Origin of the sequence: Thauera sedimentorum (genome assembly GCF_014489115.1) — a bacterium.
GTDB lineage: Bacteria > Pseudomonadota > Gammaproteobacteria > Burkholderiales > Rhodocyclaceae > Pseudothauera > Pseudothauera sedimentorum.
Genome location: NZ_JACTAH010000003.1, coordinates 1 through 22,662, shown reverse-complemented (window position 1 = coordinate 22,662; position 22,662 = coordinate 1). Strand labels below are relative to the sequence as shown.

Sequence of the window (22,662 nt, the reverse complement as noted above, 5' to 3'; positions counted from 1 at the left end):
CGGAGTCGGACATGAAGGCACTCAGGATAGGGCTGCTGGCCCTCCTTGCACTGGTTCTCCTGGCGCTCGGCGCGGCGGTCTTCCTGATCGTCACCTTCGACGCCAACCGGCACAAGGACAGCCTGGTCGAACTGGTGCGCGAGCGTTCCGGGCGCGAGCTCGCCATCGGCGGCGACATCGCCCTGTCGGTGTTCCCCCGCCTGGCGCTCACCGCAGCCGACCTCAGCCTGACCGACCCCGACGGCAAGACCCCGTTCGCCGCCATCGAGCAGGTGGAACTGGCGGTGCAGGTCATGCCGCTGTTTCGTGGCGCGGTGCAGGTGGAGCGGGTGCGGGTGATCCGCCCCCAACTCAGCTACCGCCGCGACGCGCAGGGGCGCAGCAATGTTGACGACCTCCTTGGTGCGGCCGCGGCAAGCACCGCCGAGGAGCGTGCGCCGGGCGGTGCCGGCTCCTCGGGACCGGGCCGCAGCGACGATGAGACGGGCGGCGGGGACGGCGCGGGCGGAGAGTTCGCCCTGGACATCGACGGTGTCGAGCTGGTCGATGCGCGCGTGGCGGTGGACGACGCCAAGGGCGGCATCAAGGGCGAGGTCCGCGGCCTGTCGCTGGAACTCGGGCGGCTGGTGTCGGGGACAAGCGCCCCGTTCGCCCTGGCGGCGGATTTCGCCTTCGAGCAGCCCGCGCTGCGCGGCCGGCTGGAGACCGGCGGCGACATGCTGGTCGAAGCGCAGCGCCTCGCGGTGCGCGGCCTGTCGCTGGATCTCGCGCTCACCCCCGCGCAGGCCGCTGCGTTGCGCCTGTCGCTGGCGGGCGACCTCGAACACGCGCTGGATACCGGCAACACCGGTGCCCAGTTCAAGGGCAGGTTCGACGACAGCGCGCTGGAGGGCAGCGTTGAAATAGCGCAAGGCCAGCCGCTGAAGTTCGCGCTCAAGCTCGACCGGCTCGACGTCGACCGCTACACCGCCGGCCCGTCGGCCGCGCCGCAGCCGGTCAAGGATGCACCATCCACTGCACCGGTCGCGGCGGGCGAGGGCGGCAAGGCCGCCGGGGCGCAGGGTAGCGCACGCGGCGATGCCCAGCCGGTGGACCTGTCCTTCGCGGCCGGTGCGCCGCTAGACGGCAGGCTGGAGGTGGGCGAGTTGCGGGCGGCCGGGCTGACGCTCGGCGAGGTCTCCGCACGCCTGGTAGGCGACGGGCGCAGCCTGTCGGTGGCGCCGCTGGCCGCACGCGGCTACGGCGGCACCATGAAAGGCGAGCTGCGCGTCGACGCCGCCGGCCAGCGCGTGCGCGTGCAACAGAGCTTTGCCGACATCCAGGTCGGTCCGCTGCTGCGCGACCTCGCCGGCAAGGACACGTTGGAGGGCCGCGGCAGCCTGGCCTTCGATGTGGACACCCGGGGGCGCACGGTGGGCGAGCTCAAGCGCGCGCTCGCCGGCAAGGCCGAACTGGCGCTGCGCGACGGCGCGATCAAGGGTTTCAATGTCGGCCAGATCCTGCGCGACGGCCAGGCCCTGCTGTCCGGGCAGCGCGACGAGAGCTACCAGTTCCGCCGCACCGAGCAGACCGACTTCAGCGCGCTGGATGCCAGCTTCCGCATCGCCGGTGGGGTGGCGCGCAACGACGACCTGGCGCTGCTGAGCCCCCTGCTGCGCGTGGGCGGCGAGGGTTTGATCGACATCGGCGGCAACCGCATCGACTACACCCTGCGGACCAGCGTGGTGGCCACTGCAGAAGGGCAGGGCGGCGCCGGGCTGGAGAAACTGCGCGGACTCACCGTGCCGGTGCGCATCACAGGCCCGCTGGAGGCGCCTGCGCCGCAGGTGCTGTGGTCCGCGGTGGTGGGCGACGCCGCCCGCCGCGCGCTGGCTGAGCGTCTGCAGGAGAAGCTGGACGAAAAGCGCGGCGAGGGTGGCGATGGCGGCAGCGCCCCGGCCACGCCCGAGGACGCGCTGAAGGAAGAACTGGGCCGTCGGCTGCAGGATCTGCTGCGCTGACCGGCACGCTCGCCGTCCCCGAAGGGCCGGCGACTGAGCGGGCGCGCAAGGCAGCGTTGCAAGCGCGCTGGTCCGGGCGTCAGCCCCAGCCGGTCGCCGGTGCGTCGGGCTCGCCCGGATGGCGGAAGAGCTCTGCGTTCAGGCCGGTACGGCGCAGCAGGCGGTAGAACTCGGTGCGGTTGCGGCCGGCCAGACGCGCCGCATCCGAGACATTCCCCGCAGTGAGCTTGAGCAGGCCGACCAGGTAGTCGTGTTCGAAGCGCTGCTTGGCGTCCGCGTAGTGCAGCGACACCATGCCGTGGCGATGCAGGGCGCGCTCGACCAGGCTGCGGGGAATCAGGGCGGTGGTGCTCAGCGCACAGGCTTGTTCGACCACGTTCTGCAGCTGGCGTACGTTGCCCGGCCAGGCGGTGGTGGCCAGCACCGCCAGCGCGTCCGGCGCGAAGGCGCGGCAGGGGCGCCGGTAGCGCCGTGCGGCGGCGGCGAGGAAGTGCGCCGCCAGCAGGGGAACGTCCTCGCGCCGCTGGTCCAGGGTGGGCAGCGCCAGGTTGACCACGTTCAGCCGGTAGTACAGATCCTCGCGGAAGCGTCCTTCGGTCAGTGCGCGGTCGAGGTCGCGATGGGTGGCCGAGACGATGCGCACGTCGACCGGCTCCGTAGCGGCCGAACCGACCGGACGCACCACGCGCTCCTGCAGCATGCGCAGCAGCTTGACCTGCAGGGCGAGCGGCATGTCGCCGATCTCGTCGAGGAACAGCGTGCCGCCGTGGGCCTGGCGCACCAGGCCGCGCTGCTCGCTCACCGCGCCGGTGAAGGCGCCGCGGCGGTGGCCGAACAGCTCGGATTCCAGCAAGGGCTCGGGAATCGCGCCGCAGTTGATGGCCACGAAGGGGCCGCCGGCCCGCGGGCTGGCGCGGTGGATGGCGCGGGCGAGCAGCTCCTTGCCGGTGCCGCTTTCGCCGCGGATCAGCACGCTGGCGTCGGTGGCGGCCACCAGCCGTGCTTCGGCCAGCACGCGGGCCATGAGCACGCTTTGGCTGACGATCTCGGCGCACCACGCCCGTCCGCTGGCGGCTTCGCTGCCGGTGCCGGCCCAGCACAGCGCACCGGCGACGCATTCCAGCACCTCCTGCGGCCGCTGGGGCGCGGGGAGGTAGGCGGAGACCCCGCGGGCGGTGGCGGCGACCGCCTCGGCGATGCTCCCCGGTGTTGCCAGCACGACGACCGGCAGCGCCGGATGAAGCATACGCAACTCGTCGAGCAGGCCGGGTAGTTCGCCGTCCGGCGGCGGCGAGGCCAGGAGGGCGAGATCGCAGGGGCTGGTGGCCAGGAAGGTCCGTGCCGCCTCTGCGCCGCTCACGCGCTGCACCCGGTGGCCCGCGGCCCGCAGGGCGTCGGCAATGCTCTCGAAGCGGCGCGATCCGTCGTCTGCCAGGAGCAGTTGCGCGGGGGTCGGGCGGTGGGACGGTGCGGTCATCTAGCGGCTTGAATGCGTGGTGAACAGCGGGCTGCGGGGAACGCGATGGAGTTTAGGTGGCGGGGCCGGCGGGCAGGGGCGGCAAGTGCAAGGCAATGTTTCAGTGCACCATGGTGTCGGCATTTGGCGACAGTTCGTAATTGCTGCAAATTCAATTGCTTGCAATGAAAAGTTCACGCGGTTTGTCGTCCGCAGGCGACGGTTTTGCTTCGATTTCGGATCGGCTCTTGCCCCGCTCGTCTCCCAAAGCCATGAATCGAAAGAACATTTTCTCAGTGGCACGGCGCTTGCCATTAGGCCCGGGTTCGCGGCGCCATGCCGGAGCGCCGGACACACCATCAGGAGCGAATATGTTCAACAAACCCACCCTGTTCCCCAAGCAGCCCGAACCCCAGACCGCGCGCGGCGTGCGCAGCGCCCCCGCGAACCCGGTCGGCTCGCTGGCCCAGGCATCGGGCAGCACGACGAGTGTCGCGAAGGAGGTTTCCACGCAGGCCGCTTCCGCACCGGCGACCGAAGAGAAGGAGCTGGCCAAGGTGGCCGAAGGCGGCAACCGCCTGATCGTCGGTCCCGAGGTCAAGCTCAAGGGGGCCGAGATCCTCGATTGCGACACCCTGGTGGTGGAGGGCCGGGTTGAGGCGACGATGGACAGCCGGGTGATCCGCATCGCCGAGAACGGTTCCTTCTCCGGCACGGTGGGCATCGACGTGGCCGAAATCCACGGCCGCTTCGACGGCGAGCTGACCGCGCGCAAGCAACTGATCGTGCATGCCACCGGCCGGGTGAACGGCAAGATCCGCTACGGCAAGATCTTCATCGAGGAAGGCGGGGAGATCTGCGGGGACGTGCAGTCGCTGGCCAACGCGCAGGACAGCGGACGGCCGGCCGAGCGCGAGCCATCCACGCCGCGAGTGGTGGCGGCCGCCGGCTGACCGGGAGCGCCAGACGGGAAGCGTCGCGCCCAAGGTCGCTCCTGCCGGTGCTGCAGGAGCGGCCTTGGCCGCGATGGGGCGGTCGCATCCTCGAAGGCCGCATCGCGGGCAAGCCCGCTCCTACACGCGACCGACCCGCCCTTCGGGGGTCAGCGCGCGGTGACCACCGGGATGCCCTTCAGCGCATTGCCGCGGGTGGCGACGAGTGCCTCCGCGGGTACGGCGCCGGCCAACAGCGGGGTGAGCCCCAGGCGCTCGCACAGCGCCGCTTCCTGCGCGAGCACCGTGCGCAGCCCGGCCATCTTGACGTGGCCGAAGCCGCGCACCTTGTCGGCCAGCGCGGCCAGCGCGATGGCGTCGGCCAGGCGTTCGGCGGACAGGCGCGGCAGCAGCGCTTCCACCTGTTGCGCATAGGCTGCGGCGAGCGCACGTTCCATGCGCCGCTCGGCGGTATGGCCGAAGGGGTCGAACCAGCTGCCGCGCAAGACCTTGCCGCGCGCCAGCCATTTCATGGCACCCAGCAGCCAGGGGCCGTAGCGCACCTTCAATGGCGGCGCGCCGTCCTTGGGCTTGACCAGCAGCGGCGGGGCCATGTGGAAGGACAGCTGCAGCTCGCCTTCGAAAGTTTCCTCCAGCGCGCGGCGGAAGCGCCCGTCGGTGTACAGGCGCGCCACCTCGTACTCGTCCTTGTAGGCCAGCAGCTTGGCGTAGCCGTGCGCCACCGCGCGGGTGAGCGGCAGCGCCGGATCGGCCGCCAGGCGCTCCTCGGCGGCGCGGACCTTGTCCACCAGCGCGCGGTAGCGCGTGGCGTAGGCGGCGTTCTGGTAGGCGGTCAGGTGCTCGACTCGGTGGGCGGTGAGTTCGTCCAGGGTCTTGGCGCGCGGGGCGGGCTCTTCGGCCAGCGCGAGCACGGTGTCCGGTTCCTCGGCGGCCAGGCGGCCGAGGTGGAAGGCCATGCGGTTGGCGTCGATGGCCACGCCGTTGAGTTCGATCGCGCGCTCCAGCGCGGCGAGCGACACCGGCACCAGGCCGCGCTGCCAGGCATAGCCGAGCAGCAGGATGTTGGCGCCGATCGAGTCGCCCAGCAGGCGCAGTGCGAGATCGTAGGCATCCACCGTTTCCAGCGTGGCCGGGTTGTCGTCCGCGCCCACCGCGTAGCGCAGCTTGTCGATCAGCGCGTCGGCGTGCAGGCTGGCCTCCGGGTCGCGCACGAACTTGTCGGTGGGGTTGTGGTGGCTGCTCGCCACCACCCGGGTGCGCCCGCGGCGCACGGTGCCGAGCGCATCCGGCGAGGCGCCGACCACCAGGTCGCAGGCGAGCAAAAGATCCGCCTGCTGGGTGTCGATGCGCACCTGGTTGAGCAGGTCCGGCCGCCTGGCCCAACGGATGAAGGCGAGCACAGCGCCGCCCTTCTGCGCGAAGCCCATGAAGTCGAGCTGCGAGCTGGCCATGCCGTCCAGGTGAGCGGCCATGCTCACCAGCGCGCCCACGGTGACCACGCCGGTGCCGCCCACGCCGGTGATCAGCATGTCGTAGGGCGCCTCGTCCAGATGCGTGGCGGGTTGCGGCAGGTGGGCGATGAGTTCGTCGAGCTTGTCGCGCCCGAGGCGGGCGACGCGCTTTTTCAGCTTGGCGCCTTCCACCGACACGAAGCTCGGACAGAAGCCCTGCACGCAGGAGTAGTCCTTGTTGCAGGACGACTGCTCGATCTGGCGCTTGCGCCCGAGCTCGGTTTCCAGCGGCAGCACCGACAGGCAGTTGGACTGCTGGCCGCAGTCGCCGCAACCCTCGCAGACCTCGGCGTTGATGAAGATGCGGCGGTCGGGGTCGGGGTACTCGCCCTTCTTGCGCCGGCGGCGCTTCTCGGCGGCGCAGGTCTGGTCGTAGATCAGGCAGGTCACGCCTTCGATTTCGCGCAGGGTGCGCTGCACCGCGTCGAGTTCGCTGCGGTGATGGAAGGTGGTGCCGGGCGGGAACAGGCTCTCCTGGCCGGTGTACTTCTCCGGCTCGTCACTGACCACCGCGAGCCGGCGCACGCCTTCGGCCTCGACCTGGCGGGCGATGCGCTCGACGCCGATGACGCCATCGACCGGCTGGCCGCCGGTCATCGCCACCGCGTCGTTGTAGAGGATCTTGTAGGTGACGTTGGCGCGGGCGGCGATGGCCTGGCGAATGGCCAACGAGCCGGAATGGAAGTAGGTGCCGTCGCCGAGGTTCTGGAACACGTGGGGGCGCGCGGTGAAGCGCCCGTGCGCGGCCCAGTCCACGCCTTCGCCGCCCATCTGGATCAGCCCGGTGGTGGCACGGTCCATCCACGAGGCCATGAAGTGGCAGCCGATGCCGGCCTGGGCGATCGAGCCCTCCGGCACCTTGGTGGAGGTGTTGTGCGGGCAGCCGGAGCAGAAGTAGGGCAGGCGGCGCACCGCGTCGGCGATGTTGGAGAGCAGGGGCGGGGCGGTGAAGTCGATGACGTGTTCGCGGCGATCCAGCGCCGGCTTGCGCGTCGCCAGCCATTCGGCGAACACCGGCATGATGCGCGAGGGGCGCAGCTCGCCGAGCGCGGAGAGCAGCGGGCGGCCCTCGGCGTCCGTCTTGCCGACCACCCGCGGGCGCGTGTCGCGGTTGAACAGCAGGTCGTGCAATTGGCGCTCGACCACCGGGGCCTTCTCCTCGATCACCAGCACCTCGGCCAGCCCCTCGACCAGTTGCGCGATGCGGGTCGGCTCCAGCGGGAACACCAGGCCGACCTTGTAGATGCGGATGCCGGCGGCTTCCAGGTCGGCGAGCGTGAGCCCGAGGCGGCGCAGCACCTCGAGGAAGTCGTAGTGCGCCTTGCCGACGGTGACGATGCCCAGATCCGCCTGTGCAGGACGGGTGATCCAGCGGTCGAGGCTGTTCACCCGCGCGAAGGCGCGCACCGCGTCGAGCTTGGCGCTCAGGCGCTGCTCGATGGTCAGGCTGGGCAGGTCCGGCCAGCGGTAGTGCAGGCCGCCGTCCGGGGCGACGAATTCGGCCGGCGGCGGAAAGTGGGTGCGCACCGTGTCGAGATCCACCGTCATGCCGCTCTCGACCACTTCGGACAGCGCCTTGAAGCCCACCCAGTTGCCGGAGAAGCGCGACAGCGCCCAGCCGTAGAGGCCGAATTCGAGGTATTCGGCGACGTTGCCCGGGTGCAGCACCGGCATGCTCCAGGCCTGCATCGCCAGGTCGCTCTGGTGCGGCATCGACGAGGACACGCAGCCGTGGTCGTCGCCGGCCACCACCAGCACGCCGCCGGTGGGCGAGGAACCATAGGCGTTGCCGTGCTTGAGGGCGTCGCCGGCGCGATCCACCCCCGGCCCCTTGCCGTACCAGATGGCGAATACGCCATCGACCGTGCGCTGCGGGTCGGACTCGACCTGCTGGCTGCCGAGCACCGCGGTGCCGCCCAACTCCTCGTTGATCGCCGGCATGAACTGCACGCCGGCGCGGTCGAGCATGGACTTGGCCTTCCACAATGCCTGGTCGTAACCGCCCAGCGGCGAGCCGCGGTAGCCGCTGATGAAGCCGGCGGTGTTGAGCCCGCGCGCGCGATCCAGCGCGGCCTGCATCAGCGGCAGGCGCACCAGGGCCTGGATGCCGGTGAGGAAGACGGTGCCGCGCGAGGCTTCGAGGTTGTCGGTGAGGCGGTAGTCGCCGCGTAGGGGCGCGGGCGAGTTGCCGGTCGCTGCGAGGGTCGCGGACGTGCGAAGGTCAGCACGCCCCGCAACCGGGGTGGTGGTCTGCATGTTTGTCTCTCCACGGGGTCGGGGGCGGTCGGTTCGCCGCTCACCTCTGTCGTGATGAAAGCTTAGTTTCCGATTGTGGAGAGAGGGTTCTCTTTCTGCGCAGATTTCGCCTTCAATGAGTATTATTGACCTACATCAAGTTTATTCTGGAGAACAAACATGCTCGACCGCATGGTGCGTCGCATTCTTTACGAACTGCAGCGCGATGCGCGTCTGTCGGTACAGGAACTCGCCACCCGCATCGGCCTGTCGGCCACGCCGTGCTGGCGCCGGCTGAAGGAGATCGAGAAGAGCGGCATCATCCGCCGCCATACGGTGCTGCTCGACCGCGAGGCGCTGGGTCTGAAGGAATGCCTGCTGGCCCACGTGACCCTGCTGCGCCACGCGGGCAACACGGTGGATGAATTCGAGCGTGCGGTGCTGGAACACCCGGAGGTGATCGAGTGCTACAGCACCACCGGGGATGCGGACTACATCCTCAAGATCGTGGTGCCGGACATGAAGGCCTACGATGCCTTCCTGCACCGCCACATCTTCGGCATTCCCGGGGTGGCCAATGTGCGCACGGCGGTGGTGCTGCGCGAGGTGAAGTACGACACCCTGCTGCCGATCGACCCCGCCTGAGCGGCGCGGCTGCCGGTGTAGGAGCGGCCTTGGCCGCGATGCAGCCTGCGGAGAAACGACGCTGCAATCGCGGCCAAGGCCGCTCCCACACTAATCGTCGTCGCCTTCGTCGCCGATCGTGAAGCGGTGCAGCAGGTCTTCCAGCGCTTTGCGCGCGGTGGGCGATTCGAGGTCGTAGATGCGAAAGCCGGTGGAGAACAGTTCCGGGTTCACGTCGGCGCCGGACCACATGGCCTTGGCCTTGAAGCGTGCGCTGCGCGGGGCGCCCTTGTCGTCCTGGTAGTCCACCCGCAGGCGGTACAGGGTGTCGGTGGCGAGCACGGCGGGGCCATAGACCATGAAGCCGCCGGGGCTCAGGTCGCCCATGCGGCCGATGAAGGTATCGGTGGCATCGTCGAACACGCGGAAGTTGATCGCGATGGAGCGGCGGCGGAACAGGCGGTTGTCCATGATCGGCGGGCTGCCTTGCGTTCGTCAGTTGGTGGGTGTGGTATTGGCGGCGAGCTGCTGCTTGGGCCAGGCCCAGTCGCGCTCCCAGGCGGTGCGCACCAGGTTCGGGTAGTGGGCCTTGCCCAGACTGCCGTTGTAGCGGCCCAGCGCGCGAAAGAGGTCGCCCTTCTCGATGTCCAGGTAGTGGCGCAGGATGGTGCAGCCGTAGCGCAGGTTGGTACGCAGGTGGAAGAGGTTGTCGTCCGGGCTGCCGATCACGCCGATCCAGAACGGCATGACCTGCATGTAGCCGCGCGCGCCGGCCGAGGACACCGCGTACTTGCGGAAGTTGCTCTCGACCTGGATCAGCCCGAGCACCAGTTGCGGGTCCAGGCCCGCGCGGGTGGCCTCGTAGTGCACCGAGGTCAGCAGGTCGATGCGGTAGTTGCGGTCGGGGATGCGCTTTTCCAGCCGGCGCGACATGGTCTCCAGCCAGCGCTCGCGCTCGGCGGGATCGGCGATCAGCAGGCGGGGCGCGGCGGCGTCCGAAACGGCCGCGTGCAGCGCGGCGCGCACGCTCGCCGCCATGGGTTCGTACTGCTGGTTGCCGGCAAAGCCGGCCGCGCTCCCGAGCAGGGCTGCGGCGGCCAGGGTAGAGCGAAGCAGTCGGCGTGCGGCGTGCATGCCGGATTTATAACCTTCAGCGCAGGGCGAGTCTAGCGAGTACGGCCTCGGCCAGGCCATCGACCGCCAGCTTCGTTGCTTCGGCGTCACGGCGGCCCTGGTATTCCACCTGGCCTTCCTTCAGCCCGCGGTCGCCGATGGTGATCCGGTGCGGCACGCCGACCAGCTCCCAGTCGGCGAACATCACCCCGGGGCGTTCGTCGCGATCGTCCAGGATGGCGTCGATGCCGGCGGCGCGCAGCGCCTCGTAGAGCGCGGTGGCGGTGTCGCGCACCGCCTCCGAACGGCCCCAGCCCACCGGGCAGATCACTGCCTGGAAGGGGGCGATGGCGTCCGGCCAAATGATGCCGCGCTCGTCGTGGTTCTGCTCGATGGCCGCACCCGGGATGCGGGTGATGCCGATGCCGTAGCAGCCCATCTCGAAGGGCTTGGGGCGACCGTCCTCGTCGAGGAAGGTCGCGTTCATGGCCTTGGAGTACTTGGTGCCAAGGTAGAACACGTGGCCCACCTCGATGCCGCGCTGGATGGCGAGTTCGCCCTTGCCGTCCGGGCTGGGGTCGCCTGCGACCACGTTGCGGATGTCGGCCACCAGGTCGGGTTCCGGCAGGTCGCGGCCCCAGTTGGCGCCGGTGTAATGGAAGTCCTCGGCGTTGGCGCCGCAGATGAAGTCGGCCATGTTGGCCACCGTGCGGTCGGCCACCACCTTGACCGGCTTCAACAGGCCGATCGGCCCCAGGTAGCCCGGCTTGCAGCCGAAGTGTTCGAGGATCTCGGCCTCGCTGGCGAAGCGGAAGCCGTTCTTGAGGCCTTCCAGCTTGCCGGCCTTGACCTCGTTGAGTTCATGATCGCCGCGCACCAGCAGCAGCCAGACGGTGACGCCGGCGGGCTGACCGGCTTCGTCCACATCGTCGGTGGCCAGCACCAGGGACTTCACCGTGGTCTCCAGCGGTACGCCGAGCAGCGCGGCGACGTCCGCGCAGGTGGCCTTGCCCGGGGTCGGGGTCTTCACCAGGTCGGCGCCGGGGGCGGCACGGCTGGCGAGCAGGGGCAGGGCTTCGGCCAGTTCGATGTTGGCGGCGTAGTCGGACTGCGGGCAGTACACGATGGCGTCCTCGCCGGTGTCGGCGATCACCTGGAACTCGTGCGAACGATCGCCGCCGATGGCGCCGGTGTCGGCCGCCACCGCGCGGTAGGTGAGGCCCATGCGGTCGAAGATGCGGCAGTAGGCGGCGTACATGGCGTCGTAGCTGCGGCCGGCGGCGTCCACGTCGCGGTCGAAGGAGTAGGCGTCCTTCATGGTGAACTCGCGCCCGCGCATCACCCCGAAGCGCGGGCGGCGCTCGTCGCGGAACTTGGTCTGGATCTGGTAGAAGTTCTTCGGCAGCTGGCGGTAGCTCTTCAGCTCCTGGCGCGCGGTGTCGGTGATGACTTCCTCCGAGGTCGGCTGCAGGGCGAAGTCGCGCTCATGGCGGTCCTTGAAGCGCAGCAGTTCGTCGCCCATCTTGTCCCAGCGCCCGGTCTCCTGCCACAGCTCGGCCGGCTGCACCATGGGCATGGTGAGCTCCAGGGCGCCCGCGCGGTCCATCTCCTCGCGCACGATGTTCTCCACCTTGCGGATTACCCGCAGGCCCATCGGCATGTAGGTGTAGATGCCGGCGGCGACCTTGCGGATCAGCCCGGCGCGCAGCATCAGCTTGTGGCTGACGATCTCGGCGTCGGACGGGGCTTCCTTGAGGGTGGAGACGAAGAACTGGGAGGCGCGCATGCTGGAATCCACGAACGAGGGGAGGACGAAGCCCGCGATTCTAGCGCAAGCCGTCCGCGCCATGCGCCGCTGAGGCGGGAACGAAGCGGCGGGCCTTGCTTTCCAAGGAACGGCAAGTGTGGAAGAATCCGCCACAGTCCATGAAATTTTTGAAGGTTTGATCATGCTCGACCGTGAAGGCTACCGCCCGAACGTCGGCATCATTCTGGTCAACGCGCGCAACGAGGTATTCTGGGGCAAACGCATCCGCGAACACTCCTGGCAGTTCCCGCAAGGTGGCATCAAGCACGGCGAATCGCCCGAGCAGGCCATGTATCGCGAATTGTTCGAAGAGGTCGGATTGCGTCCGGAGCACGTGAAGATCCTCGGCCGCACGCGTGGCTGGTTGCGTTACGACGTTCCCAAGCACTGGATCAAGCGGGAATGGCGGAACACCTACCGCGGGCAGAAGCAGATCTGGTTCCTGCTGCGCCTGGTGGGGCGCGATACCGACGTAAGTCTGCGCGCCAGCAACCATCCGGAATTCGATGCCTGGCGCTGGAGTGAATACTGGGTGCCGCTCGATGCGGTCATCGAGTTCAAGCGTGGGGTGTACCAGCAGGCACTGACCGAGTTGTCGCGCGTGCTGTTCCGCTCCAGGCCGCGCGAGGTGCCGCAGGGCTACCGTCCGTCCGAGGCGTCCTGAGCGGCCGCCAAGACTTCGCTGTTCTGCCGATACGACGGCGTCCGCTTTGGACGCCGTCTTTTTTTTGCCCTCGGCGTGCGTGGTCATAGCGCCCACCAATGGCATGGATAGCTCGAATCAATTTCTGCGCGCCGCTGGGCTTGCCTAGGCTGGAATCGTCCCCGCGTCGGGGCGTGTGGTGCGCAGCGCAGAAAAAGGAAGGAGAGAGACATGCAACTCAAGGGCTCCAGGACCGAAGACAACCTCAAGGCCGCGTTTGCCGGCGAATCCCAGGCGAACCGCCGCTATCTCTACTTTGCCGCCAAGGCCGATGTCGAAGGACAGAACGACGTGTCGGCGGTGTTCCGTTCTACCGCCGAAGGGGAAACCGGCCACGCACACGGCCATCTCGAATACCTCGAGGCGGTCGGCGATCCGGCGACCGGCCTGCCGATCGGCAGCACCCGGGCCAACCTGGGTGCAGCCATTGCCGGCGAGACGCACGAGTACAGCGATATGTACCCGGGCATGGCGAAGACCGCGCGGGAAGAGGGCTTCGAGGAAATCGCCGACTGGTTCGAGACGCTCGCCAAGGCCGAGCGCTCGCACGCCAACCGCTTCCAGCGCGCGCTCGATTCCTTGCAGGACTGAGCCGGCGGCGCCCGCGAGGTCCGCTCCTCGCGGGCGCACGCCTGCCGTGTGTATCGCACCGGCGGGGGCGGGCGCCGTCGCGCAGCCCCCGGGCGCGAGGGGCTGTCGGCCGTCTTGGTCGGGTCCGGTTGCGGTTTCCAGGGTTCATGCAGGGAGAGCCGGCCTTGCCCGTGCGGGTGAGACCGGAGGGGGAGGTGCCTGATGAGCATGAGAGAAGGCAGCCTGGAGGCGCCGACGCGCCATCCGGTCGCGTGGCGGGAGGCGGATTTCTACGACGAGGACGCGCTCAACCGCGAACTCGAGCGCGTCTTCGACATCTGCCATGGGTGCCGGCGCTGCGTGAATCTGTGCAATGCCTTTCCGACCCTGTTCGATCTCGTCGACGAGAGCAGTACCGGCGAGGTCGACGGGGTGGCGCGCGCCGATTACGGCAAGGTGGTGGATCAGTGCTATCTGTGCGACGTCTGCTACATGACCAAGTGTCCCTACGTGCCGCCGCACGAATGGAACGTCGATTTTCCGCACCTGATGCTGCGCGCGAAGGCGGTGAAGTTCCGCAAGGGCGAGGTGCGGCGTCGCGACCGCATCCTCAGCAGCACCGACGCGCTGGGCCGGCTGGCCGCCATCCCGGTGGTGGCGCAGACGGTGAATTTCGCCAATCGCAACGGCGCCGCGCGTGCCTTGCTGCAGTCGGTGCTCGGCGTGGACAAGCGGCGCGAGCTGCCGCCCTACAGCCCGGCCCGTTTCCGCCCGCATGCGTCGGTGGGCGAACGCTGGCCGGTGCGCGACGGTCAGCGCACGCCCGGCAAGGTGGCCATCTTCGCGACCTGTTACGTCAACTACAACGAGCCCGGGATCGGGCACGACCTGGTGGCCGTGCTGGCGCACAACGAGCTGCCCACGGTGCTGGCGGAGCAGGAGGCCTGCTGCGGCATGCCCAAGCTGGAGCTCGGCGACCTGGAAGGGGTGGCGCGGCTCAAGGAGCGCAACATCCCGCTGCTTGATCGCCTGGCCGGCGAAGGCTATGCGCTGCTCGCGCCGGTGCCGTCCTGCGCGCTGATGTTCAAGCAGGAACTGCCGCTGCTGTTCCCGGAGGACGAAGCGGTAAGGCGCGTGGCCGAGGCGATGTTCGACCCCTTCGAGTACTTCATGCTGCGCCATCGCGATGGCCTGCTGAAGACCGATTTCAGGCGCGAACTCGGCAAGGTGGCGTACCACATCCCCTGTCATGGCCGGGTGCAGAACGTCGGCCAGAAGACGCGCGAGGTGCTGCAACTGGTGCCCGGTACCCAGCTGACCACGGTCGAGCGTTGCGCCGGCCATGACGGCACCTGGGGGGTCAAGACGGAATACTTCGAGCAGTCGATGAAGATCGGCCGCCCGGTGTTCCGCCAGATGGCACAGGCCCAGCCGGCCTACATCAGCTCGGACTGCCCGATCGCGGGGCGCCACATCCAGCAGGGCATCCGCGACGCTGGCACCGACCTGGGGGCCGAGCGCGCGCATCCGCTCACCCTGTTGAGGATGGCCTACGGACTGGAGGAGGGCGGCCGATGAGCGCGATCGCCAGGGAGTCCCTGCTGAGCCTCGAGGACTATGCGCGCCAGCGTGCCGAGTTCCGTGCGCGGGTGATCGAGCACAAGAAGCGGCGTGCCTTGCGGGTTGGCGACAGCGTGACGCTGATCTTCGAGGACGAACTGACCATCCGCTACCAGATCCAGGAGATGCTGCGGGTCGAGCGCATCTTCGAGGAGGCGGGCATCGAGGACGAGCTCGATGCCTACAATCCGCTGGTTCCGGATGGCAGTAACTGGAAGGCGACCATGCTCATCGAGTACGCCGATCCGCTCGAACGCAAGCACTGGCTGGCGCGGCTGATAGGCGTCGAGGACCGGGTCTGGGTGCGCGTGGCGGGGCATGACGCGGTATTTGCGATTGCAGACGAGGACCTTGAGCGCGAAAATGGCGAAAAGACCTCGTCGGTGCACTTCCTGCGTTTCGAGCTTGAGCCGGCCATGATCGCCGCGCTTGGGGCGGGCGCCGCACTGGCAGTGGGTATCGATCATCCCGCCTGCCGGGTTGCGGTCGACCCGGTGCCCGAAGTCATTCGCTCATCCCTGTGTGGAGACCTGCACGCTTGAAATCGCTGCATCTGCTCATCCGCGGGGGCCTGGCGGCCCTCGTTTGTTTTTCCGGCCCCGTTTCGGCGCAGTTTCTCGCCGACGAGGAGGCAAACGCGAACTGGAAGGAAGGGGAGGTCGAGTTCCCGCCCGCGCCGGCCGAATCCTCGCTGCGCGAGTTCTTCGTCTCCAGCGCCTCGCCCAACACGTTTCTGATCGACGAGCAGACGCTCAGCGTCGGCGAGGACGGCGTGGTGCGTTACGTGCTGGTGGTGCGTACGCCGGGCGGCGCGGAGAACGTGACCTTCGAGGGCATCCGTTGCAACACCGGCGAGCGCCGCATCTACGCCAGCGGACGTCGCGACGGAAGCTGGTCCAGGGCGCGCAACTCCGAATGGGCGCCCATCTCCGACAACAGCTACAACAGACCGCGTGCTGCGCTCGCCAGGGATCACTTCTGCGACGGACCCGCGCCCCCACGGAATCGCGACGAGGTCCTGCGCCGCCTTCAACAGAGCGACGGCGCCAACCCCATCTACCGTTGAGTTTGCCATGATCGACCAGGCCATCATCCAGTTTGATCGCGCACTGCGTACCGTATTCGCCCCCGCCCGCAGCGTACGCCCGTTGCCGGGCGCGGAGCTGCCGGACGCCCCGCTCTCCGATGAGGAAAAGCGCCACGCCGCGGCACTGATGCGCATCAACCACTGCGGCGAGATCTGCGCCCAGGCGCTCTACCAGGGCCAGGCGATGATGTCGCGCGACCCGGGTACGCGCGTCGCCCTGCAGGAGGCGTCGAACGAGGAAACCGAGCATCTGGCGTGGACCGAACAGCGCATCGGCGAACTGGGCGGGCGGAAGAGCCTGCTCAACCCGGTGTGGTACGGCGGTGCACTGGCGATCGGGCTGCTCGCCGGCAAGTTCGGAGACCGTTGGAATCTCGGTTTCCTCGCCGAGACCGAGCGTCAGGTCGAAGCGCACCTCAAGGGGCACCTCCAGACCCTGCCGGCCGACGATGCCCGCTCGCGTGCGATCGTCGAGCAGATGAAGGAGGACGAGATGCGCCACGCCGACACCGCGGTGTCGCTCGGCGCGCTCGAACTGCCCGCGCCGGTCAAATCGGCGATGAAGCTTGCTTCGAAGGTGATGACCCGCACCGCGTACTGGGTCTGACGCGGGGCTAGACCTCGACGATCTCCCACTCATGGGTGATCTCGGCGGTCTTGCCGAGCATGATGGAGGCGGAGCAGTACTTCTCCGCGGACAGGTGCACCGCGCGCTCCACCGCCTCGGGCTTGAGGCCCTTGCCGCTGACCTTGTAGGTGAAGCGGATGCTAGTGAACACCTTCGGGTCGGTGTCGGCGCGGTCCGCCGCCAGGCTCACCTCGCATCCGCGCACGTCGTGGCGGCCGCGCTTGAGGATCAGCACCACGTCGTAGGCGGTGCAACCACCGGCTCCGGCGAGCATCAGCTCCATCGGACGGGGTGCCAGATTGCGACCGCCACCCTCGGGGGCGCCGTCCATTGCCACAACGTGTCCGCTGCCGGTCTCGGCCAGGAAGGTCATGCCGTCCACCCCGGTCCACTTGATCTTGCACTCCATCACTCTCTCCAATCAGCCTGTTGCGTTCCACGCCTGCGGGGCGCTGCGGGCGGCAATTCTACCGGAGCTTTGTACACTGCCAGGTCCGTGGTGCGATGCGCGGGCGCGATCGGCGTGCGGCCGGGCAAGGGCGCGGCTGCCGCCCATCGTGCGCCGTGCCATCCACGGCCGATGATCCTCGGTCCGTCGTTCCCGGGCTCGCCGGAATCCCACTCGGTATGAGGCTCACAACGCTTATAAGTCAGTAGCTTAAAGAGCAATAAATGTAGTTTATAAAAGGATCAAAACAATTATAGTGCAATGCACAAAAACTGCTTGCGCGGCGATATCCGCTTTGGTGTAATCCATCCCAGTCGGATCGCAAACGTCTCCGCGGTCCAAACGGTGTCTCCTCCACCCTCCTCCTTTGGTGTGGATTTAACGCAGTCCCGAGCGGACTGCGTTTTTTTTGCTTGTTTCTCCCTGCATTGGCGATTGACATCGCAATGGCTAGCGCATTAAGATTGCGAGCTTTCCGTTTGGTGGCCGGTTCGCCAGGCCTGACAAAGATCGAGGTTTCGAATGAAAACGTTTTCTGCCAAGCCGCACGAGGTTCAGCGCGACTGGTTCGTTGTTGACGGGACGGACAAGGTGCTTGGCCGGCTTGCCGCCGAAGTGGCGCGTCGCCTGCGTGGCAAGCACAAACCCATCTACACGCCGCACGTCGATACCGGTGACTACATCGTGGTCGTCAATGTGGACAAGCTTCGCGTGACCGGCAACAAGGCGCTGGACAAGAAGTACTACCGTCACTCCGGTTATCCGGGCGGGATCTACGAGACCAACTTCACCAAGCTGCAGCAACGCTTCCCGGAGCGTGTGCTGGAGAAGGCGGTGAAGGGCATGCTGCCCAAGGGTCCGCTGGGTTACGCCATGCTGAAGAAGCTGAAGTGCTACGCCGGTGCCGAGCATCCGCATACCGCTCAGCAGCCCAAAGTTCTCGAGATCTGACAGGAGCCGATAAATGGCCGTGACTTACAACTACGGCACCGGTCGCCGCAAGACCGCGGTGGCCCGTGTATTCATCAAGCCGGGCTCCGGCAACATCGTCGTCAACGGCAAGCCGGTTGACCAGTTCTTCTCGCGCGAAACCGGCCGGATGATCGTCCGTCAGCCGCTGGTGTTGACCGGCAACGAGTCCCGCTTCGACATCATGGTCAACGTGACCGGTGGTGGCGAATCCGGCCAGGCCGGTGCGGTGCGCCACGGCATCACCCGTGCGCTGATCGACTACGATGCCGAGCTGAAGTCCGACCTGCGCAAGGCCGGCTTCGTGACCCGCGATGCCCGTGAAGTCGAGCGTAAGAAGGTCGGCTTCCACAAGGCGCGTCGTCGCAAGCAGTTCTCCAAGCGCTGATCCCTGCGGGGGTTCGCTCGAGCAAAGCCGCCCGCGAGGCGGCTTTGTGCTTTTGCACCGCAAACGAATTCCTGCAGTGCGATAATTGGCCGTGGCATCGTCGCCAGGCAAGGAGGAAAGATGATCAAGGTTGGTGTGGTAGGTGGTACCGGCTATACGGGCGTGGAGCTGTTGCGGTTGCTTGCGCGCCATCCCCAGGTGAGTCTGACCGCGATTACCTCCCGCGGCGAGGCCGGCTTGCCGGTGGCCGACATGTTCCCCAGCCTGCGCGGTCGTGTCGATCTGCGCTTCGTCGCCCCGCAGGATGCGGCACTCGACCAATGTGACGTGGTGTTCTTTGCGACCCCCAACGGTATTGCGATGAAGCAGGCGGCGGAACTGGTCGCTGCGGGCGTTCGGGTGATCGACCTGGCGGCGGATTTCCGTATTCGAGACATCGCCGAGTGGCAGAAGTGGTACGGCATGGAGCATGCTGCGCCCGAGCTCGTCGAGGAGGCGGTGTACGGTCTGCCCGAGGTCAATCGCGAGCAGATCCGCAGCGCCCGCGTACTGGCCAATCCGGGTTGCTACCCGACGGCCGTGCAGCTCGGCTTCCTGCCGCTGATCGAGGCGGGTGTGGTCGATCTCGGGCATCTCGTGGCGGACGCCAAGTCCGGTGTGTCCGGGGCTGGCCGCAAGGCCGAAGTGCATACCCTGTTCGCCGAGGCGGCCGACAGCTTCAAGGCCTACGGCGTCCCTGGACACCGCCACCTCCCCGAGATCCGTCAAGGGCTCGTCCGCGCTGCCGGCCAGCAGGTCGGGCTGACCTTCGTGCCGCATCTGACGCCGATGATCCGCGGCATCCATGCGACCCTGTACGCGAAGCTGAGCAGCGATGTGGATCTCCAGGCGCTGTACGAGAAGCGCTATGCCGCCGAGCCCTTTGTCGATGTACTGCCCGCCGGCAGCCACCCGGAAACGCGTTCGGTCCGTGCTTCGAACATCTGCCGCATCGCGGTGCATCGCCCGCAAGGACAGGACGTCGTGGTGGTGCTGTCGGTGATCGACAACCTGGTCAAGGGCGCTGCCGGCCAGGCGGTCCAGAACATGAACATCATGTTCGGCTGTGACGAGATGCTCGGCCTGGATATCGTTCCGGTCAGCCCCTGAGGGAACCTTTTTCAGTCTGTTACGATCAATTTTGACCAGTGGCGGACAGTTGCCGCATCATTGGCCCCTAGCCCCAGAGAGGAAAGAACATGAACGCAGTAGTCGAAAGCCCGGAAGTGCTCGTTTTCACTGACAGTGCGGCCGGCAAGGTGAAGGAACTGATCGAGGAAGAAGGCAATCCGGCGCTGAAGCTGCGCGTCTTCGTCACCGGCGGTGGCTGCTCCGGCTTCCAGTACGGATTCACCTTCGACGAGGAAGTGGCGGAAGACGATACCGCCTTGGAAAAGAATGGCGTGACGCTGCTGATCGATCCGATGAGCTACCAGTATCTGGTCGGTGCAGAGATCGATTACACCGAAGGGCTGGAAGGGTCGCAGTTCGTGATCCGCAACCCGAATGCCACCAGCACCTGCGGCTGCGGGTCGTCGTTCTCGGCCTGAGTTTGCTCCCGCCCCGGCGGAACTGAGCGGGAATGAATGAAAACGGGGCGCCCCGCTCGGGGCGCCCCGTTTCTATTGGTACGGGCGGTGCGTAGCAGCCTTCCGCTTAGCGCAATGCAGCGACGGTACTGCGGTTGAGCAGGGCGATGCGCGCCACCAGCGGCGAGGTCTGCTCATTGAACTTGGCCAGTTCACCCTTGGTCAGCGGTTGAGCGGCAGGCAGCGCGATACGCATCGGATCGTGCGGCACGTTGTTCACCCGGATCTCGTAGTGCAGGTGAGGGCCGGTTGCCCATCCGGTCTTGCCCACGTAGCCGATCACGTCGCCCTGGTTTACGCGTTGCCCCTTGCGCAGGCCGCGTGCGAAGCCGTTCAGGTGGGCGTAGGCGGTGGAGTAGCGGTCGCGGTGCTGCACGATGATGATGTTGCCGTAGCCGCGCTGGGTGCCCACGAAAGATACCGTGCCGTCGGACGTGGCCTTGATCGGTGTGCCGATCGGGGCAGCGAAGTCGACGCCGGCGTGGGTTCGCCAGTTGCGGTGGATGGGGTGAAGGCGACGTCCGAAACCCGAGGTGACGCGCGAGAACTCGAGCGGAGAGCGCAGGAATGCCTGGCGCAGGCTGCGACCGTCTGCCGTGTAGTATTGTTCGCGCCCGTCGTCGCCGCGGAACAGGACGACAACATGCCGTTCGCCGCGGTTCACGAACTCTGCGGCGAGGATCTTGCCGGTACGCGAGGGGCTTCCCTGATCGTATAGGGTCTCGTAGACCACGCTGAAGGAGTCGCCGCGCCGGAGGTCGGTATGAAAGTTGATCTCGGTGCCGAAGATCTCGGCGAGCTTCGTGGCGACGCTGTCGGGCAGGCCGGCGGCGTCGGTCGCGCCGAAGAGCGAGTGCTGAATGACGCCGCTGCGCATTTCCACCACGGTGGCGAGCGCCTGGGTCTCTTCGCCCCTGATCTGCAGGCCCTCGGCGGTCCGCTCGATGCTGAAGCGGCCGCTGGCCTGGGTGATCGGCAGGCTCAGGGCCCGCAGGCGGCCGTCCGGCTCAACAAGCGCGGTGACCGCCCGTCCGGAGCGAAGCTGGCGAAGCGCGGTGCGCCCTTCGTCGGTGCCGAGCAGGAACGCCAGCGCTTCGGGGTCCGACACGTTGAGACGACGGAAGATCGATTCGATGGTGTCGCCCGGCAGTACGCGTTCGTCGTGAACGAAGGGCAGTCCGCTGCCGGCATCGGCTGCCGTCGGGGCGACGGGCAGTCTCTCGACCACGGTCTGCAGCGGAAAGGGCGGCGGGCTGTCGGGGGTGGTCGCTGTCGCCGCCACGACGCCGAACAGAGAGATGCCGAACAGTGGTGCCAGCACCCAACCGCGCCTTGCCGAAGGCAGATGAGCCAGGAGATCGGCTAGAATCCTTTTCTTTCGGGCCTGCATGGGACTTTTCGGGCAAAAAATTTCCGAGAGTCTAGCAAAGTCTTGTGCAGGTCCGCGTGACGGGCAGGGAGATTTTTTGTAAATGAGCGATGTTGCATCCGCGCTGGCGCTGATCAAGCGCGGCGCCGACGAGATCCTGATCGAGGCCGAACTCGTCGAGAAGCTGAAGAGCGGCCGCCCGCTGCGGGTCAAGGCGGGCTTCGACCCTACTGCGCCCGACCTGCACTTCGGGCATACGGTCCTCATCAACAAGCTGCGGCACTTCCAGGAGCTCGGCCACCAGGTGATGTTCCTGATCGGGGACTTCACCGGCATGATCGGCGATCCGTCGGGCAAGAACACCACGCGTCCGCCCTTGTCCCGCGAGCAGATCATGGAGAACGCCAAGACCTATCAGGATCAAGTGTTCAAGATCCTTGATCCGCAGCGTACCGAGATCTGTTTCAACTCCGAGTGGATGAACGGCCTCGGGGCCGCAGGCATGATCCGCCTTGCCTCGCGCAGTACCGTCGCGCGCATGCTGGAGCGGGACGACTTCGCCAAGCGCTACACAAACGAGCAGCCGATTGCGGTGCATGAGTTTCTCTATCCGCTCTGCCAGGGCTACGACTCGGTGGCAATGAAGGCGGATGTCGAACTGGGCGGAACCGACCAGAAGTTCAATCTGCTGATGGGACGGGAACTGCAGAAACATGAAGGACAGGCGCCGCAGACCGTGGTGATGATGCCCTTGCTGGAGGGGCTCGACGGCGTCAACAAGATGTCCAAGTCCCTCGGTAACTACATAGGTATTGCCGAGCCGGCGCGCGAGATCTTCGGGAAGGTGATGTCCATCTCGGACCAACTGATGTGGCGTTACTACGAACTTCTGTCCTTCCGCCCGACAAGCGAAATCGGTGGCTTGCGTCGGGAAGTAGAGGAAGGGCGGAATCCACGCGACGTGAAGGTGATGCTGGCACAAGAGTTGGTCGCGCGATTCCACGGCCTCTCGGCCGCAGAGGACGCATTGCGCGATTTCGAAGCACGCTTCCAGCGCGGTGCGATGCCCGTCGAGATGCCCGAGGTGAGCGTGCAGGTGGGAAGTGAGGGGCTGCCGATCTTCCAGGTCCTGAAGCAGGCCGGACTGACCGGCAGCACCTCGGAAGCGATTCGTGTGATCGGCCAGGGTGGGGTGAAGATCAACGGCGAGCGGGTCGAGGACAAGGGGCTGCTGCTCAAGGCCGGCGAGACCGTAGTGCTGCAGGTCGGCAAGCGCAAGTTTGCTTCCGTGGTGCTCGGCTGAGGTCGTCGGCTCGGACGCGGAGCAGGGCGCCGGCCGCGAGGTCGGCGCCCTTTGTCCTTGATTCGCCGGCTCTTTTGGTGCGGTGCGGGGCGGTGTTATCGGTCGCTTGTCGAAATTCTTCGTTCAGGGGCGTTGACAGTCTTTTCATGGTGTCTATAATGCGCACCTCTTTCGCGCTGCACGGCGCACCGGTGTTGAGCCGGGGTGCTGCGAAAGTCAGTGTTTAAGCGGTTCTTCAGCGGTTTGTTCG

Annotated in this window: 21 protein-coding genes; 14 read left to right on the top strand and 7 right to left on the bottom strand. The window is 67.2% G+C overall.

All coding sequences use genetic code 11. The features are described 5' to 3' along the window. The first annotated feature begins 11 nt into the window (after positions 1-11). A complete protein-coding gene (locus IAI53_RS17430; protein ID WP_187719506.1) occupies positions 12-2,000 on the top strand; it encodes an AsmA family protein in 1,989 nt (662 codons plus the stop codon). Between the two features lie 79 nt (positions 2,001-2,079). On the opposite strand, the gene IAI53_RS17425 is transcribed toward IAI53_RS17430, so the two are convergent. Continuing rightward, positions 2,080-3,477, bottom strand: coding sequence for a sigma 54-interacting transcriptional regulator (locus tag IAI53_RS17425; protein WP_187719505.1), 1,398 nt, complete (start codon positions 3,475-3,477; stop codon positions 2,080-2,082). Between the two features lie 350 nt (positions 3,478-3,827). On the opposite strand from IAI53_RS17425, the gene IAI53_RS17420 reads away from it, so the two are divergent. Continuing rightward, positions 3,828-4,409: a bactofilin family protein gene (locus IAI53_RS17420; protein WP_187719504.1), complete on the top strand. Its 582-nt coding sequence runs from the start codon at positions 3,828-3,830 to the stop codon at positions 4,407-4,409. Between the two features lie 149 nt (positions 4,410-4,558). Here the strand turns inward: IAI53_RS17420 and IAI53_RS17415 are convergent, their stop codons facing one another. Further along, complete coding sequence (locus tag IAI53_RS17415; RefSeq protein ID WP_187719503.1) at positions 4,559-8,176, bottom strand: indolepyruvate ferredoxin oxidoreductase family protein; 3,618 nt, start codon at positions 8,174-8,176, stop codon at positions 4,559-4,561. Positions 8,177-8,335: 159 nt separating this feature from the next. On the opposite strand from IAI53_RS17415, the gene IAI53_RS17410 reads away from it, so the two are divergent. Beyond that, positions 8,336-8,800 carry an Lrp/AsnC family transcriptional regulator gene (locus tag IAI53_RS17410; protein ID WP_187719502.1) on the top strand — a complete coding sequence of 155 codons (465 nt, stop codon included), beginning with the start codon at positions 8,336-8,338 and terminating at the stop codon, positions 8,798-8,800. A 90-nt stretch (positions 8,801-8,890) separates the two neighbouring features. Here the strand turns inward: IAI53_RS17410 and IAI53_RS17405 are convergent, their stop codons facing one another. From IAI53_RS17405 to IAI53_RS17395, 3 genes are read right to left on the bottom strand one after another with little or no spacing between them, the layout of a single operon-like run. Continuing rightward, the gene (locus IAI53_RS17405) at positions 8,891-9,250 is read right to left on the bottom strand and encodes a PilZ domain-containing protein (RefSeq protein ID WP_187719501.1); all 360 of its coding nucleotides are present in this window, start codon (positions 9,248-9,250) and stop codon (positions 8,891-8,893) included. 24 nt (positions 9,251-9,274) lie between these two features. Next, a complete protein-coding gene (locus IAI53_RS17400; protein ID WP_187719500.1) occupies positions 9,275-9,913 on the bottom strand; it encodes a lytic transglycosylase domain-containing protein in 639 nt (212 codons plus the stop codon). Positions 9,914-9,929: 16 nt separating this feature from the next. After that, positions 9,930-11,678: a proline--tRNA ligase gene (locus tag IAI53_RS17395; RefSeq protein ID WP_187719499.1), complete on the bottom strand. Its 1,749-nt coding sequence runs from the start codon at positions 11,676-11,678 to the stop codon at positions 9,930-9,932. A gap of 163 nt (positions 11,679-11,841) precedes the next feature. Between IAI53_RS17395 and IAI53_RS17390 the strand changes: the two genes are divergently transcribed. The 6 genes from IAI53_RS17390 (at position 11,842) to coq7 (ending at position 16,286) form a co-directional block, all read left to right on the top strand. Then, positions 11,842-12,363, top strand: a complete 522-nt coding sequence (locus IAI53_RS17390) for an RNA pyrophosphohydrolase (RefSeq protein WP_187719681.1) — start codon at positions 11,842-11,844, stop codon at positions 12,361-12,363. 210 nt (positions 12,364-12,573) lie between these two features. Further along, the gene (locus IAI53_RS17385; RefSeq protein ID WP_187719498.1) at positions 12,574-12,993 is read left to right on the top strand and encodes a rubrerythrin family protein; all 420 of its coding nucleotides are present in this window, start codon (positions 12,574-12,576) and stop codon (positions 12,991-12,993) included. Positions 12,994-13,194: 201 nt separating this feature from the next. After that, positions 13,195-14,550 carry a heterodisulfide reductase-related iron-sulfur binding cluster gene (locus tag IAI53_RS17380; protein WP_187719497.1) on the top strand — a complete coding sequence of 452 codons (1,356 nt, stop codon included), beginning with the start codon at positions 13,195-13,197 and terminating at the stop codon, positions 14,548-14,550. Then, positions 14,547-15,134, top strand: coding sequence for a DUF3501 family protein (locus tag IAI53_RS17375; RefSeq protein ID WP_187719496.1), 588 nt, complete (start codon positions 14,547-14,549; stop codon positions 15,132-15,134). Before IAI53_RS17380 ends, IAI53_RS17375 begins: the two co-directional genes overlap by 4 nt. Next, the gene (locus IAI53_RS17370) at positions 15,131-15,658 is read left to right on the top strand and encodes a CNP1-like family protein (protein ID WP_225433399.1); all 528 of its coding nucleotides are present in this window, start codon (positions 15,131-15,133) and stop codon (positions 15,656-15,658) included. Before IAI53_RS17375 ends, IAI53_RS17370 begins: the two co-directional genes overlap by 4 nt. Positions 15,659-15,665: 7 nt before the next feature. Next, positions 15,666-16,286: a 2-polyprenyl-3-methyl-6-methoxy-1,4-benzoquinone monooxygenase gene (gene coq7, locus IAI53_RS17365; RefSeq protein ID WP_187719495.1), complete on the top strand. Its 621-nt coding sequence runs from the start codon at positions 15,666-15,668 to the stop codon at positions 16,284-16,286. A gap of 7 nt (positions 16,287-16,293) precedes the next feature. Here coq7 and IAI53_RS17360 read toward each other — a convergent pair whose 3' ends face one another. Beyond that, complete coding sequence (locus IAI53_RS17360; RefSeq protein ID WP_187719494.1) at positions 16,294-16,716, bottom strand: OsmC family protein; 423 nt, start codon at positions 16,714-16,716, stop codon at positions 16,294-16,296. Positions 16,717-17,277: 561 nt separating this feature from the next. Here IAI53_RS17360 and rplM point away from each other — a divergent pair. From rplM to erpA, 4 genes are all read left to right on the top strand, one after another. Then, positions 17,278-17,706 (top strand): 50S ribosomal protein L13, encoded by a 429-nt coding sequence (rplM, locus tag IAI53_RS17355; protein ID WP_136386921.1) that lies wholly within the window; start codon positions 17,278-17,280, stop codon positions 17,704-17,706. Between the two features lie 13 nt (positions 17,707-17,719). Further along, entirely contained in the window at positions 17,720-18,112 is a 393-nt protein-coding gene (rpsI, locus tag IAI53_RS17350) for a 30S ribosomal protein S9 (protein WP_187719493.1), read from the top strand. A 120-nt stretch (positions 18,113-18,232) separates the two neighbouring features. After that, positions 18,233-19,261, top strand: coding sequence for an N-acetyl-gamma-glutamyl-phosphate reductase (gene argC / locus IAI53_RS17345; RefSeq protein ID WP_187719492.1), 1,029 nt, complete (start codon positions 18,233-18,235; stop codon positions 19,259-19,261). Between the two features lie 89 nt (positions 19,262-19,350). Continuing rightward, positions 19,351-19,701, top strand: coding sequence for an iron-sulfur cluster insertion protein ErpA (erpA, locus tag IAI53_RS17340; protein ID WP_187719491.1), 351 nt, complete (start codon positions 19,351-19,353; stop codon positions 19,699-19,701). A gap of 106 nt (positions 19,702-19,807) precedes the next feature. On the opposite strand, the gene IAI53_RS17335 is transcribed toward erpA, so the two are convergent. Then, positions 19,808-21,130: a peptidoglycan DD-metalloendopeptidase family protein gene (locus IAI53_RS17335; protein WP_187719490.1), complete on the bottom strand. Its 1,323-nt coding sequence runs from the start codon at positions 21,128-21,130 to the stop codon at positions 19,808-19,810. Positions 21,131-21,212: 82 nt separating this feature from the next. Between IAI53_RS17335 and tyrS the strand changes: the two genes are divergently transcribed. After that, positions 21,213-22,412 carry a tyrosine--tRNA ligase gene (gene tyrS / locus IAI53_RS17330; RefSeq protein WP_187719489.1) on the top strand — a complete coding sequence of 400 codons (1,200 nt, stop codon included), beginning with the start codon at positions 21,213-21,215 and terminating at the stop codon, positions 22,410-22,412. Positions 22,413-22,662: the final 250 nt, after the last annotated feature.